This window comes from Marivirga tractuosa DSM 4126 (assembly GCF_000183425.1).
GTDB lineage: Bacteria > Bacteroidota > Bacteroidia > Cytophagales > Cyclobacteriaceae > Marivirga > Marivirga tractuosa.
The window spans coordinates 4,275,366-4,292,035 of record NC_014759.1 but is presented as its reverse complement, the minus strand read 5'-3'; the positions used below and the strand labels follow the sequence as shown (position 1 = coordinate 4,292,035).

Annotated in this window: 8 protein-coding genes; 3 read left to right on the top strand and 5 right to left on the bottom strand. The window is 36.4% G+C overall.

Annotation, left to right across the window (positions count from 1 at the left end; translation table 11 throughout):
- The first annotated feature begins 18 nt into the window (after window positions 1–18).
- Window positions 19–972, top strand: coding sequence for a methylenetetrahydrofolate reductase [NAD(P)H] (gene metF / locus FTRAC_RS18115; RefSeq protein WP_013455736.1), 954 nt, complete (start codon window positions 19–21; stop codon window positions 970–972).
- Window positions 973–1,204: 232 nt separating this feature from the next.
- Here the strand turns inward: metF and FTRAC_RS18110 are convergent, their stop codons facing one another.
- From FTRAC_RS18110 to FTRAC_RS18090, 5 genes are all read right to left on the bottom strand, one after another.
- Window positions 1,205–3,847, bottom strand: a complete 2,643-nt coding sequence (locus FTRAC_RS18110) for a TonB-dependent receptor (RefSeq protein WP_185094417.1) — start codon at window positions 3,845–3,847, stop codon at window positions 1,205–1,207.
- A gap of 87 nt (window positions 3,848–3,934) precedes the next feature.
- Complete coding sequence (locus FTRAC_RS18105) at window positions 3,935–5,476, bottom strand: phosphatase PAP2 family protein (RefSeq protein WP_013455734.1); 1,542 nt, start codon at window positions 5,474–5,476, stop codon at window positions 3,935–3,937.
- A gap of 7 nt (window positions 5,477–5,483) precedes the next feature.
- Window positions 5,484–6,518 (bottom strand): transporter family protein, encoded by a 1,035-nt coding sequence (locus FTRAC_RS18100; RefSeq protein ID WP_013455733.1) that lies wholly within the window; start codon window positions 6,516–6,518, stop codon window positions 5,484–5,486.
- Window positions 6,519–6,805: 287 nt separating this feature from the next.
- A complete protein-coding gene (locus FTRAC_RS18095) occupies window positions 6,806–7,339 on the bottom strand; it encodes a hypothetical protein (protein WP_013455732.1) in 534 nt (177 codons plus the stop codon).
- A gap of 38 nt (window positions 7,340–7,377) precedes the next feature.
- The gene (locus FTRAC_RS18090) at window positions 7,378–9,792 is read right to left on the bottom strand and encodes an alpha-ketoacid dehydrogenase subunit alpha/beta (RefSeq protein ID WP_013455731.1); all 2,415 of its coding nucleotides are present in this window, start codon (window positions 9,790–9,792) and stop codon (window positions 7,378–7,380) included.
- A 329-nt stretch (window positions 9,793–10,121) separates the two neighbouring features.
- Between FTRAC_RS18090 and ald the strand changes: the two genes are divergently transcribed.
- Window positions 10,122–11,255, top strand: a complete 1,134-nt coding sequence (gene ald, locus FTRAC_RS18085) for an alanine dehydrogenase (protein WP_013455730.1) — start codon at window positions 10,122–10,124, stop codon at window positions 11,253–11,255.
- Window positions 11,256–11,512: 257 nt separating this feature from the next.
- Window positions 11,513–16,636 (top strand): T9SS type A sorting domain-containing protein, encoded by a 5,124-nt coding sequence (locus tag FTRAC_RS18080; RefSeq protein ID WP_013455729.1) that lies wholly within the window; start codon window positions 11,513–11,515, stop codon window positions 16,634–16,636.
- Window positions 16,637–16,670 lie beyond the last annotated feature (34 nt).

The window sequence follows — 16,670 nt, the reverse complement described above, 5'->3', positions numbered from 1 at the left end:
GAATCTAAAATCTAGAATATGAAAGTAACTGAACACATAAATAACGCAAAAAGCACCGTCTTCTCTTTTGAGATATTACCTCCATTGAAAGGGCAAAATATTAAAGCACTATTTGAGAATATTGAACCCCTGATGGAATTTAAGCCACCTTTTATTGATGTCACTTATCATAGGGAAGAATATGTATACAGAGATAAAGGGAACGGTTTATTAGAAAAAAGAACTACTCGAAAGCGTCCAGGAACAGTCGGGATTTGTGCAGCCATTAAGAATAGATTTGATATCGACACAGTACCGCATATTATTTGCGGAGGCTTCAGCAAAGAGGAAACAGAAAATGCTCTAATAGATCTCGACTTCCTTGGAATAGATTCTGTTCTGGTTTTACGTGGGGACCCCATCAAATCAGAAAATAAATTTGTCCCAGATCCTAATGGACATGCTTATGCGATAGATCTAATGGAACAAGTAGTAGATATGAACAATGGTCGGTACATAGACGAAGAATTACAATCTGCTACTCCAACTGATTTTTGTATTGGCGTGGCAGGATATCCAGAAAAGCATTTCGAAGCTCCTAGCATGAAATCTGATTTAAAAATATTAAAACAGAAAGTAGAAAGAGGAGCGGAATATGTGGTGACACAGATGTTTTTTGATAATCAAAAGTATTTTGAATTTGTAAAATTATGTAGAGCAGAAGGCATTGATGTTCCTATAATTCCTGGATTGAAGCCTATCACCTCTTTAAAGCAGATGACAGCATTACCAAGAACCTTCTACCTAGACCTGCCTGATGCCTTAGTGGATGAACTAGAAAAATGCAAAGATAATGCTGCTGCTAAAGAAGTGGGAATAGAATGGTGTATTCAACAATCAAAAAAGCTAATTGAGTTTGGAGCTCCTTGCTTGCATTATTATTCTATGGGAAAATCTGATCCGATTTATAGAATTGCGGAGGGGATATTTTAAGAAATCAGCTTTTCCAAAGCTCAAAGCTTTGGAAAAGCTGATTTCAGGATAATAATTGCTGCTGTATGTTGAATAGATAAAGCATCTATCTCCCATTGATTTTCTTTTAACCTCAATCAAAACTTTTCTGCTAATATGTTTTCATTGGAGTTCACACTATAAAAAGTGAAAGTCAATCAGGTACTAATAAAGTTTTTTAGTAGAGATAATGGCGCTTACATTAATTCGACATTTAAATTTCAATATTAATACCATAGATTATTTGCCTAAATCCTCCTCCAAAAACCCCTGATGTGGCACGATTCAAACGTGAAGCCTTGTAAATATCATTGGTGATATTTTTACCGTTGATAAAAGCTCTTAAATTAAGCTTTTTTCCTATGATAAAACTATAATTCACAAAGGCGTCAATTGAATGATATGCTGGTAGTTTTCCAATTGCACCATCAGCTGACTCATTATTAAAATTGTGAAATTCTGTGAATTGATCACTAACGTAATTTCCACTGACACCACAGGATAAATTCTGATAATTGTAATTCAATCCTATTGTTGTATTCCAATTTGGAGTATAAGGTACTTCAGAATTTTGAAATCCATCCCCTCCAAATTGAATCACACTTTTTGTAATATTCTGAAAATCCGTTTGGTCAATCGTTTCATCTGTCAAAAGGACTTCGCCCCCTGAGCCGTCTGAAACATAAATATCAAATGCATTCCTGTTGGCATTTACTTTTTCTATGTATTCATTTTGAGTGGCATTGCTATGAATGACTTGAGAAAAGAGGTCACTATCGACTAATTCACCTTTTAATACAGTAGATTTCATCACATTGACATTTCCGAAAAAACGAATACTATGTTGATTTTTATTGAAAATTTCAGCACCAATTGCTACTTCTATACCTTGCACGTTGATTTCACCCAATTCTTCAAATACTTCATTCCTTCCTCCTGCATAGAAATTTTTACTAGTATTATTAAAGAAAGCCAATTGTCCGTCAATGCGCTTTTTCAATAATGACCCTCTCCACCCAACTTCTCTATTCCAACTTAATTCAGGATCAATATTGATGCTTTGACCAGCAAGTGGATTGGTTACAATACCATCTTTCTCAACCAAAAAACCAAATACTTTAGATGGTGCAATCATCCCCTGATAGATACTTCCATAAATCTCACCACTGTTAATGGTGTAATCCACGGTGAGCCCCGGTAAAAACTGAGTGTAAATATTAGGTTCCTTACCTTCTTCTGTGCTAGTTATATTTGGATTTTGAGCCAAGGATTTTAAATCTTGCCTATACATGTTCACATGTTCTAGTCTAATGATTGGCGTTATACCCCATTTACTGATATTAAATTCATTCCGAATAAATCCATTGGCAGACCAAAGTTGATACCATAAGTCTTTAGTGGTTTTACCGCTTCTTGCCCATCGGCTGCTGTCAGCAACTAAAAATCGATCTTTAAAAGTTTCACGATGAAAATTAAAACTCATTTCCAAATACTGTTCTTCACCAAAGGCCTTCCAGTCGAAGTCAAATGTTTCTTTAAAACCTGCAACGGTGTAAGTCCACCTACTATCAGTGGTACTTTCACGACCGTTTAGTATCCTGCCAACAATTACGTAATCCTCTCCATCAAAATTCTTTCCCTTTAAATAACTATAACGATCATCAAAAATAGACTCCCCCACATAATCTCTTACCTCTGATGCTTTAACTTTGTCCGTTACCTGACGCCACCAATCCCTTTCGAAATCTGAGGCATAAATTTTAGAAGTAAAACTTAAATTCCTTTTAGGTAACCATTTATGGATAATATCAACGCCATACCTGCGCATTGTAAATTGATCTGCATCGAATGGGTTTTGGACAGGGTCAGTATCATAAGTAAAAGGGGATTGAGAACTTAATGAAGCTTGATTATCTTCAGACTGACCACTTATTTTAAAGTATAGAGATTGCTTATCGGAAAGTTTTGCGAATATTTTGGCATTCAAGTTTAATAAGTCTACAGAAGAATTATTCGTAAATCCATCAAATTTTTTAAATACCCCTTCCACCAATGCACCAAGATTGTTCCATGTACCACCATATGATAAAAGTCCTGTTTGATAGTTTCGCTGTCCACCTACTAGTTTAACTCTTAGTTCTGGTTTTTGTGGTGGCAAGGCAGTAATATAGTTCACTGCACCGTACATATTATTAGGCCCAAAGCGCAACATATCTGCACCTTTGTAAACTTCGATGGAAGTTAATCTATCACTAACGGGATTATAATATGCTCCTGGTGCAATATAAGGGGCGGGTGCTGACGGTGTCCCGTCTTCTAAAAGTAACACCTTCTTTGAGCGCCTCCCCCAAGAACCTCTTATGCTAATATTCGGACGATTTGACAATCCCATATCTCCAATAATATTTACTCCAGGCACATTTCTTAGCACTTCTTCAGTACTTAAAGGATTAATGTTTTTCAAAGCTACCGGACTAAGCCTAAAATTACTCCCCTTGAAGGTTTTCTTATAATTATTGGGCGATGCACTTACAACAACTTCATTAAGCGTAGTCTTTGACCTGACCATTTCAACAACACCTATTTCAGAAGTGTTTTCATTAATTTCAACACGCTGATTTTCATATCCCAAATATTTAATAAGTAAAACATCACTAGCATTAGTATTTTGCACTTCAAACTTGCCCAAATCATCAGTAGTTGTTCCAGTTCCATTAGACTGAAATTGAATTAATGCACCTATCAAAGGCTGTCCATCAGCTTTGTCGACTACTTTTCCCGACACTGATTTTTGTGAATACGAAATATTAGTCATTGCTAGTAGAGCAATGACTAATACTACAAGTTTCTTCTTCATTTCAATTGCTATTTTCTTTAACACCACAGACATATGATAAATTTTCGTCTGGAAATTAAATTTCTCAATATTATTTTTTCATAAGTTTTAATCTGCTCCGTCATTTCTAGCAGTAGTGAGAGTATACTGTGCAACATCTATTCCTTGATCCGTTCCAACAGTTGCATCAAAAGTCCAATGTATCCCACCATACACTCTTGAAATAGCCGCTTCTTGAGCCCAACCCCTAACTAAAGAAGCTTCTGAAGGAAAAATGTAGGCAAGGATCTCCGCTCCTGCTGCAGAAAAGACACTATGACCTGAAGTATATGCAGGGAAATTGGGTGTACCTGCAATAGTTTTAAACCCTTGTATAGTTTGAACAGGACGAGGATAATGAAAGTAATATTTGGCATCCCAGCAGCTTATACCACCATCCATCATTGCCATATTTAAATACGCAAATGTTCTGGCCGACCGCAACGGATTGAGGCGATATTTTACTATGAATTCCTTTGCAAATTCGTTCCAATGACCTGGCGGAGTATAAGTACCCAAACCATCTTGCCAAAAATTGGCAATTCTCCTTCGTTCTTCAGTTACGTTATTTGCATAATCTTTAAGAATAGCTACATCTTCTTGATATTCAGGCGAACCAACAGCTGGAGGAGGGATAGGTCGAGTTTGTTCAACGTTATCTACACTCCACATTTGTACCTGACTATAGAGTGGAGTTAAACCAACAGGCCGTTGAGGAATTTCTACATTTATCCATTGCCATCCAAAACGATCTTGTGCTGCTGCTGCAAGTGAGTCGGATACAGATTTCGGTGCTTGTGCATTTTTCATCCCATCGTTCTCTGCTCTTTCTAAAGCAATTGAAGAAATTGCATCGCCAATAAGCTGGCCTGCATCAATATCACTTTGAACATTGGCTCCGGAAAGCAATAAGCTTCTCAAATGTTCTGCTTCCTTTTTTGCAAGGTATTCCGCTTCTAGTGGAAACATTTTTGTTAAAATCTGTCTAGATACGGTAGCAACTACTGCCCCATCCGAAGGATAGGAAAGCTCAATATTATCAGAATATGCAGGTTGGATACTTTCGTCCTGAATAAATGGAGCTGAGCGATTATAATTAAATTTATGATGCCAAGCTGAAATCAACCCATCAAATTGAGCTACCGACAAATAAGCAAGTGCACGAACAGCATAGGGCGGATGTGCAAATGGAAATGCCGGGGGGCCACTTGGATTTGAAGGACTAGGAAGTGTGTAAGTACCGTCATCGTTAGGCCCCGGTATAAGGTTATATTTTGCAATAAGTTCCAACGCTATTTCATTCCATCTGATAATAGGATTTTGTGTCCAGTATGCGACTGCACTTTCATCTGCTTGAGACATCTGTGCCATTTCTACTTTTAAATCTTCAATCTCTTGCAAATACGAGGCAGAAGTAGCTGGTTCAGGTGCTGGAATAATAATTTCATCACCACTACCTATTAGAACAGGTGTCCATGAACCTCCATCAGGTTCCCGTGAAGCAAATTCATATCCCTGAAAATTATAATATGTAGGTAACTCTTTCTCACAAGAGGAAAGAAAAAATAGAGCTAATACGCTATATATAAGTTTTATTGTATTGTTTTTCATCTTTAAATTATTTTCGGTAATTAAAATAGTAGGTTAATCCCATGCCTGTTGTATTCATATGAGCTGCATTTCTCCCTGCAACAACTCGATTATGATATGCTACAATACCCAAGCCTGTAACATTTGAGAAAAAATAATGAGAGAATATGCCTATACGATCCATATTGACTCTATTAGTGGGTTGAGCGGGATTGTACGGTCGAATATCATCACCACTCAATGACTTAGAGCCAAAGTAGCTTACTTGAACTTGTAATGAATTAGAAAACAACCATTTACCCACTACAAACTCTGTAGAAAAGGCATTAGGGACATCCATCCATGGAGTATAGTAACTACCATTATTATAGTAGTAGGCTCTTTCGGCTTCCGCATAACCTCTCCATAAATAAGTCCCAGCACCACGGAAATACCAATCATTGTTATTTTTATATTCTACTATAACCCGATATGACAATTCTGGAGCACCAGAACCAATACTATAGGGCATATAATCAGCTAAATAGTTAGTGATTGGGGTTGAAAAACCAACAGTGGCAAGTCCTGCTAATGCTCCTTTTTCAAATTGTTTATTTAGCCACCTATATTTTATAGCGATGTTCAAATCCTGAAAACCACTTGTACCTGCAAATTTTCCTCCATTTGGCTCTGTGGATTCCGTTTTTATATAAGGAACTCCTGCATAAAAATTGAGGTCATCCAAAATACCAACTGCTACCATTGGCATAATACTATTGCGTTTAACCATTGCGATGGTTTCATTATTTCTCCTCAACTCACCTTCCCAATAATGATCAAAACTCGAATAGTTATAATCTAATAAAATACATAATTGGTTAGATTTCATCATTAATGCATCGCTTGGTGTTTGTGCGTTCAAATGCGAAGTGAAAAACAACCCAATTATGACCAAGTAAATAGATCTATAAACAGACATTCTACCTAGTAGGCTGCAATTCTTGATTCTAGAAAATAATATGTATTGAATATGTTTTAGACACCTATCTGGTGTAGATAGTATCAATTGTAATATTTTTTTCATGTTAATTCAGTTTTGTTATTTGTAAAAGAAAATCAATGTGAGGACTTTCTTTTCATTCTACATAAAGAAATAAACAGACCGTACTTATTTATATACATACGTATTTAAAATAAATAATACGCTTCCGCTTACTTTTCTGCTAAATAGTATGAATCCCTTGAAGCATTCAGGTTCCCAAATAGAAATCGTGTTGAAAAATGTTCCCAGTGATTTTCAAAAAAGTATTAATCATATTTACCACTATAGATTGATCTACAGAGTTGATAAATAATTAGATCGAAATAAAATTAAAGAAATATCTGAGGGGGTGGGGTAGGAATATCGAATGAAAAATTCGAATAGAACTTCTCATGAAACATTTGATTTAGGTGATTTGGAAAGCTAATAGAAAAGAATTCATAGCTTTCATGAGATTCAAAATAAGTTAAAAATATATGGGAAATTATATATCCTATTTTTTTAGAACTCTCTTTATTAAAATCACTTAGTTTTATTCTTTTTACTTGATATTCGGAGGAAGACTTTTCTTGAGCCACTTTAAAATGAAGTTGCTCTCCCTTTACATCATGTGAGACCATAAAAGGAGCTCCATAACCAAGTCTTAAATATTGAGAAGGATTGACTTGTTCAAATTTTATATGATCAGAAACACCTAAACCAGTAGCGACTTCTTTAGATATTTGAGTTCTATGCTCTGAGATTTTTTGATCAACCCATACTTCCTCCACCAGCTTAATGGTAACTAACCCCAAAATCCACTGAGTGGAAATCAATAAAATAAAAAATATGGAAAAAACTCTTTTCAATAGATACAATTTCATACAAATCTATTAAAAAGAGTTAATAAACCAAAAATCAGTTAATACAAAGCAGGAAACTGCTCAGGATCAAACTCATGCATCATTTCATAAACCCTTTCAAAAACATCTTCTATTTGAGGTTTACTAAAATAATCTCCATCTGAAGCATATGCTGGTCTGTGCTCGTTTGAAGTAATCGTTATTGGCTGAGCATCTAAGAATCTATAAGCTTTTTGCTCTTCCAATACTTTCTGCATCATAAAACCAGTAGCTCCACCCGGAACATCCTCATCAGCAAAAACCACTCGATTTGTTTTCTTTACTGATTCCACTATGCTGTGGTCAATATCAAATGGTAATAAAGTCTGTACATCTATTACCTCACATGAAATTCCCTGATCAGCTAATTGATTGGCTGCATCCATTACCACTCTACACATTGATCCATAAGTCACGATGGTCACATCACTTCCCTCTCTAATCACTTCAGGCTGACCTAAAGGAACAGTAAATTCTCCAACATTTTCAGGTAAAGATTCTTTTAACCTATAACCATTTAAGCATTCTATGATCAATGCAGTATCATCGGACTGTAACATGGTATTGTAAAACCCAGCTGCTTGCGTCATATTTCTAGGCACTAGAACATAAATACCTCTGATAGCATTTAAAATCATACCCATTGGAGAGCCTGAATGCCAAACTCCTTCTAACCTATGTCCTCTCGTTCGAATAATCAATGGCGCTTTCTGTCCGCCTTTAGTTCTATATTGAAGACAAGCCAAATCATCAGACATGATCTGAATTGCATAAAGAAGGTAATCCAAATATTGAATTTCAGCTATCGGTCTTAAACCTCTTAAAGCAGACCCAATTCCTTGACCAAGGATGGTGCATTCGCGAATTCCTGTATCCATCACTCTCAGTTCACCATACTTTTCTTGCAAGCCAGCAAATGCTTGGTTTACATCCCCAATTTTCCCCACATCTTCTCCAAAAGCAAATACTCTTTTATCACGAGCCAAAGCAGCATCAAAACAAGCTTGTAATACCTCCCTGCCATCTACTTTCTTCGGATCATTGGAATATTCGGGTTCAATAACTTCCACTTTTAAGGCTGACTCATCTGATTCGCTGTATAAATGAGAGCTGTAACGGTCATGTCCTTCTTCATTTACAGCATTTAACCAATTAATAAGTTTTTGCTTAGCTTCGCCTTCATGGTTGATCACCAAGCGTAATGATTTTTTAACAGCTTTGATATTATCCAATCTTAATGGATTCATGGCTGATTTAAGATCAGATGCAATTTCAGAAATCTCATTTTGCCCTGATTCTTCCGCCAGATTATTCAATAACCCTAGAGCTTCTTTCTGCTGATCCTTAATTTCGCCAATGAAGGCTTTCCAAGCTGCATCTTTAGCATCTTTAGCAGTCTTTTTAGCTTCCTCTTCTATTTTATCTAATTCCTTTTCGGAAGCAATTTTATGATCAAGAATATACTTTCTGAACTGATTTAAACAGTCATATTCTGCTTCCCAGTCCAATCTTTCTTTTGATTTATAACGCTCATGAGAACCTGAGGTAGAATGACCTTGAGGTTGAGTCATTTCTAAAACATGCACCATAGATGGAACATGTTCTTCCCTAGATATTTTTGCCGCTTTTTGGTAAGTATCAACCAAAGCTTCATAATCCCAACCATTAACAGTCAAGATTTCATATCCATTTTTATCTTTTGTTCTTTGAAAACCAGCTAAAGCTTCAGAAATGCTACCTTTTGTGGTATGGAATTCCTGTGGAACGCTAATGCCATAATGATCGTCCCAAATTGATATCAACATAGGAATTTGCAAAACCCCAGCTGCATTGATTGATTCATAGAACATTCCTTCAGAAGTTGAAGCATTTCCTATAGTACCAAAAGCTACTTCATTTCCATCAATGGAATATTGCTCGAATTCTTTTTTGTTTAACTCCTTATTTTCTCTAAATAATTTAGAAGCAAATGCCAGCCCCACCAATCTAGGCATTTGAGCTGCTGTTGGCGACACATCAGATGAGCTATTTTTGCTTTCGGTAAGTCTTGTGTATTTCCCTGCTTCATCCAGCATTCTAGTCGCAAAATGACCATTCATTAACCGTCCAGCAGAGGCAGGATCTGCATTAACATCCGTATGTGCATAAAGCTGTGCAAAATATTCTTGTATTCCTAGCTCACCAATGGCAAACATAAACGTTTGATCCCGATAATAACCAGAACGAAAATCACCATTCTTAAAGGATTTAGCCATCGCCAATTGAGCCAATTCTTTTCCGTCACCGAAAATCCCAAATTTGGCTTTACCCATAAAAACTTCTTTCCGTCCCATCAAACTAGCATGTCTACTCTCCCAACCTAAACGAAAATCGTTTAAAACTTCTTCTTTAGATATACTAATTTTATTCTTCTTATTGCTTTTGGTGGTTGTCATCAGCTTTGTGTTTTATTGAAAATACAAGCTCACTTTAGTAAGTAAGTTCAACAAAAATAACCAAAATGATGAGGCTTTCAAATCCTAAATACTCAGTTGAGCCTAACAAGCGTTTGGAAAGCATAAGCCAGTTTATATTTTTAGCTTTTTTCATTCTGTCAAAATAATATTCCACCAAACAAACACTAACTATACCTATTCAAAATAAAATATTAATTTGATTTTGAAATTATCATATAAAGTGTCTGAAAAAACTAGTGGCTTAGACTGAAAATTCTATTGTTTGCTTTATATTTGCCCTCATTAGGAAACATTAAAATTATTGCGTTATGATCATTGGGGTACCAAAAGAAATCAAAAACAACGAGAACCGTGTCGCCTTGACACCAGCCGGTACACAAGAGTTGGTCAAAAGAGGCCACCAAGTGTTTGTACAGGCTACTGCCGGAGAAGGTAGTGGTTTTTTGGATGAAGATTATGTAGAATCAGGTGCTCAAATTTTACCTGACATTCAAAGCACTTATGCGAAAGCTGAGATGATTATGAAGGTAAAAGAGCCTATTGAAGAGGAATACGAATTGATTAAGGAAGATCAATTGGTATTTACTTACTTCCATTTTGCTGCTTACGAAGATTTGACAAAAGCAATGATCAAAAATAAGTCAATTTGTTTGGCTTATGAAACAGTTGAAAAACCAGATAGAAGCTTACCGCTTTTGGTACCTATGTCGGAAGTAGCCGGAAGAATGTCTATTCAAGAAGGCGCTAAATACTTAGAAAAGCCATTAAAAGGAAGAGGAATTCTATTAGGTGGTGTTCCTGGTGTTCGTCCAGCTAAAGTTATGATTATGGGCGGTGGTGTTGTGGGAACAAATGCCGCTAAAATGGCCGCCGGTATGGGTGCTGATGTTACTATCATGGATGTAAACCTACAGCGTTTACGTTATTTGGATGATGTAATGCCTGCTAATGTCAACACTTTTATGTCAAACGAATACAACATTCGTGAGATGTTGCATAGAGTTGATTTAATAATTGGAGCGGTTTTAATCCCAGGTGGAAAAGCACCACACTTGATCACACGTGATATGCTAAAAGAAATGAGACCAGGAACTGTTCTTGTAGATGTTGCAGTTGATCAAGGTGGATGTATTGAAACATGTAAACCGACCACTCACCAAGACCCTACCTATATCATTGATGATGTAGTTCACTACTGTGTTGCCAATATGCCAGGAGCTGTGCCTTACACTTCTACATTGGCTTTAACCAATGCTACGCTTCCTTATGCCATCCAATTAGCTGATAAAGGATGGGTAAAAGCTTGCCAAGAAAACAGGGATTTAGCTTTAGGATTAAATGTGATCAAAGGAGATGTGGTTTATGATGCAGTAGCTGAAGCATATGATTTAGAACACGTTCCTTTCGAGAAGTATTTAGGTAATGTTTGGGACAAAATTTAAGTAACATTAAATAATTCATTTTTAAAATCCTGCTTTAAAAACATCTAAAGCAGGATTTTTTATTTATACCTCTCAGTATTTTGGTGTAATAATTATCGTACAATTAAAACATTCAATTGTATTATTCCGGTACCCACACCTTTAACGAATATTTTCATTAACTCATCGATTTATCTACTCTATAGGTCAAAAAAAAGCTTCTTCAGGTATAATATTATGTAATTTTGCATTATTAAATTATTATAAAATTGCCCAATATGAAGTACCTAAAACTACTACTTGTATTTTCACTTTTTGTATTATACTCAGAAAACATAGGCTACGCTCAGAATATTTCTGATTATGAATTTGAAGCTACTATTGAACCCTACCAAGAAATAACGGGGGGTACTGTCATTACAAATAACAGGAATCATGATAATCAATTTTTCAATAATATTAACTTTGGATTTGATTTTGAATATCTAGAAAATTCTTACAATACCATAGGTGTCTCCATAAACGGTTATTTAGTTTTAGGGTCAGGAGGATCAAACAGCATTGCTCCTTTGACAGAGAGAACTTTAGTGGTAAGCCCCATGGGAGCTGATTTGGAAGCTCAAAATGGATCCAGCATCAGAAGGCAAGTTATTGGTTCAGCTCCTAACAGAGTACTCGTAATACAATGGGACAATTATAAAATTCAGCCTAGAAATAGTGAGCTAAACTTCCAGGTTCGATTGTATGAAAATAATGGCTCGATTGAATTTCATTATGGTAACAATGAAATAGATTATAATTTCTTTGATTTTTTCCGTGATTTCACAGCAAATGTCGGTATTAATGGTTCTAATATCTCAAATTTTTCTAATCGATCTTACGATGATTATGATGAATGGAATGTTACCAATACGCTATTTGGTAACAGCGCAAATAGCACTGTCAAGCTTTGGTATACTTCGGTTCCAACTAATGGATTGAAATTCACATATACACCTCAAGTAAACGACCTAGGCATCAACTTATTCCCAAATGTAGCAGAGCTTTGTGCCGACCAGGAATTTATCTATTCATTAGAAGTGGTGAATTCCTCTGCATCAAACAGCTCTAACATTGAAGCAGAATTCAATCTGCCGTCAGGCCTATCTTTTGTATCGGCTAATGCTTCAAATGGAACTTACAATGAGACGACAGGCCTTTATACTATTAATTCTTTAGCAGCCAACGAAACGGCTGTTTTGGAGGTAATTGTGTCAGTAAATGCTGGCATGGAAGGAAGCACCATTAACGCCAATGCCGAAATTCTTAGTGCATCAGCTTCTGATCCAAATCTTTCCAACAACAGTGCTTCAGTAAGCTTATCTGTGGGTTCTAATTCAAGCCCTCAATTGTCTACAATTGCTGATCAAACCGCTCCTTATAATGGCATATCCGCTCCAATTCCTTTTACAGTAGAAGATACTGAAACTGCTGCTGATGATTTAATAATTTCGATAAGTTCCTCTAATCAGACTCTTTTACCTAATGCTAACATAACAGTAGGAGGAAGCGGAGAAAACAGGGAATTAACAATACGACCAGCTTTAAATCAGTTTGGGACGACAACTGTCACTATCGAGCTTTCGGATGGTACTTGCCCTATCATCAAAACTTTTGAGGTAGAAGTATTCCGCCAGATTTTCAACAATTTTGACTCCGCAAAAATCGTGGTAGGTCAGCCTGATTTCACCACGGGGTTAACAACACCTTCTGATATAATAGCTCCAGGTTCTAATAGTTCAGCGGTAAGTGTAAAAGGAGTATTAGCAGTAGGTTCTCAAACAACTAACCGTGTTTTAATATGGAATTCAGTTCCTACTTCCGATGGAGAACCAGCTGATGTTGTCGTAGGTCAATCAAATTTCACTAACACTGGATCTGGCACTAGCAGTAATAGATTATGGAATCCTAATGGTGTGACTTTCAGTCCAGATGGAAACAAACTATTAATTGCTGACTCAGAGAATAATAGAATATTAATTTTTAATGAAATACCCACTACTAATAATGCTGAAGCAGATGTTGTTATTGGACAAAGTAGTTTCGGCACAAGAGATCGAGGTGCAGGTAGAAGTGGATTAAGATATCCTACTGATATTCAAATTACACCTAGTGGTAAAATGATTGTTACTGATAGAGAAAACAATAGAGTATTAATTTATAATAAAATACCTACTTCCAATAATGCAGAAGCAGATGTTTTAATTGGTCAGACTGGATGGAACAATACAGGAAGAGGTACTGCGCGCAATAGAATTGGTGATCCTTGGAACACCTCTATATCTCCTGATGGCAAACTATTGATAGCGGAGGATTATAATTACAGAATTCTAGTTTTCAACTCTATTCCTACCACAGATGGGGCAAATGCAGACGTAGTGGTAGGTCAAGGTACTTTCAATACTCGAACAAACGGTGTAAGTGCGTCAAAATTTAGTTTCCCTGGGGTTACAGTTTCGCCATCAGGTGTTATGGCAATAGCTGATTTTAATAACCACCGAGCACTAATATTCAATGAAATCCCTGAAACCAATGGTGCCAACGCTGATGTGGTTTTAGGCCAGAGAAATTTTACTGAATCAGTAAATTTCAATGATGGAAATGGAAATACTGGTCAACCATCAAATAGAAACATGAGCCTACCATACGGTATTAATTTCGATTTAAATGAAAGGCTTTATATTAATGGTAGAGGTATGAACCGAATGATGATCTTTGGGGAAACTCCCTCACAAGTATCTGATTTATCTGTTGCTTTTACTTCTGATTCGAACACGCCTTGTGTCAATAGTTTGGTAACCTATACCGTTGAAATTTCAAACAATGGTCCAAATAATGCCACCAATGTAGTGGTCACTTCTGCCCTACCATCAGGCTTCACTCCTACCGGTTTTGAAGCGCAAAGAGGTGCGTATAATCAGGAAAGTGGTTTCTGGAGAATTCCATTTATTGGAAATGGTGAAACAGTAACCTTAGAAATGATGGGGACTGTAAATGCGGTGCAAGATGGTAATACCATTACAGCCTATGCGAGTGTACGGTCTTATAATCAAAACGACTCCGATTTCACCAATAATGCTGGTAGTGTTGATATAGAAGTTCAAGATAATGAAGCGCCAAGCATCACTGAATTTGATGATGTTATATTAGATATAAACACTGGATCTCCGAATATTAATTTCACGGTAAATGATGCCAATGTTGATGCGGGGGATTTAGTTGTAGTAGCAAGCAGTTCGGATCAAAGCTTGGTTCAGGATGGAAATATCACAGTTGATGGTGGTGACGCCAATAGATTTCTACAAATCACACCCGAAAATGGGCAATTTGGTTTAGTAACTATCAGTGTTACAGTAGATGACGGAACATGCAGCACAACAGAAACATTTGAATTATTCGTGGGTAATGTTTGGCTAGGAAATACTACAGTTTGGGACGCTGCCAATAACTGGTCAGCAGGAGTACCATCTGAGATGATTTCTGCTGTGATTCCCGGCAATCCTATAGGCGGGAATTACCCAGTAATCAATGGAGCTGCTGAGGTGAATAATCTTATCATTAATGAAAATGCCAAACTGACCGTGAATGCTAGTAGAAATTTAGACGTTTATGGTAATTTAACCAATTTAGGATCAGAATATACAGGAAATGGGAATATCACAATGGTCGGAACTAACACCCAATGGATTATGGGTAGGATCAATGGATTAATTATTAATAATGGCAATGGTGTGAATCTGGAAAATGATCTTTCAACCAACAGAGCCATTAATCTACAAAATGGCCAACTATATGTTGGAAATAACAGCTTAACCATCAGAAATCCGATTAGTGGAAATTCCAATAACTTAATCATGGATGCGACTTCAACTTTAAATGTTGAAGGCACTACAGCGGGTATTGTTGTTCCACCATCAATAAGTGACCTAAGAAAGCTAAGATTGAATAATGGAAGTGGGTTAGCTCTTAGTGGTAGTTTACAAATTGCTGACACTTTAATTTTAGCAACAGGAATATTTAATATCGCTGATAATACATTACAACTCAATGGTTATGCTCAAAGTACAAATGGTCTATTAGCATCGACAGCAGGCTCTACACTTAACATTTCATCTGCTGATGATGCGGGAAAAATCATTTATGACAATACGCAAAACGAGTTATCTCAGTTAATTTTAAATGTAAGCAATGGTCAAATTGAAATTGAAAATTCAGTGATAGTGAGCACCCAATTAGAACTATTGGCAGGAAAATTAATAAGTTCCAATGGCTTTATACAAGCAAGTAATACAGCTCAAAACGGCATAATAGTAGCTGAAAATGCTTATATAGTTGGAACTTTAAGAAGGTGCGTTACCACAGGTATTGACTATGAATTACCAGTTGGTAGTTCAACTTATAAGCAATCCGTAGATATCAACTTCAATAGTATGTCAGCAAGTAGCTGTATTGATGTATATTTCACAGAAGCTAATGCAGACCCCAGCTTTGCCGATATTTCTGGCTTAAATCTTGAAATAAATGGAAATGCCATCGAGCAAGTACTTGACTATGGATTCTGGACCATTACTCCAACTAATGCATCTGGTGTTTACAATTACAATATTTCTGTAACTTCTACAGGGCATGTAAATGGGAATGATGCAGGAAATCACATCTTGCTTAAGAGGGAGAATGCAAGTGAAAGTTGGACTGTATTAGGAGAGTATTCTTCAACAAATGAAGGCGGCAGTTTTACTGACCCCATCACAGTAAGCCGAGCAAACTTAACGGGATTTAGTGATTTTGCCATAGGCGCATCTTCAGAAGGGGCACTACCTGTACAACTATTGAATTTTGAGGCCGAGCAAAAGCAGAATGGTGTTTTATTGAAATGGGCAACTGCATCAGAAAAAAATAATTCTCATTTTGAAATTCAGAAATCAACTAACGGTAAAGATTTTGAAACAATAGGAATGGTCGAAGGAAATGGCAATAGTTCTAAAACTATTGAATATGATTATACTGATTACTCTTCACATGGGAATATTAGCTACTACCGACTGCAACAATTTGACTTTGACGGAGAGAATGAGTATTCACCTGTCGTAAAAATAGAATTCGAGTCTAAATTATTCAATGTTAAACTATACCCAAATCCAGCTTCTAACCAAATCGCTATTGATTTCGATCAAGAAGTAGGTAGTTCTGTTATACAATTTGTAAATACCAGTGGACAAACGGTTAAACAGGAAAATATGGAAGGTGGAAATAGTATCCAACTTGATATTTCAGATCTTGCAAATGGCTATTACCAGATAATTATCTGGTCGCAGACCAAAAAAGGGATGTTATCGAGCAATAGCAAATTGTTAAAAAAATAGTTATATAAATCAAAAAAGCTCTTTTTTCAGAGCT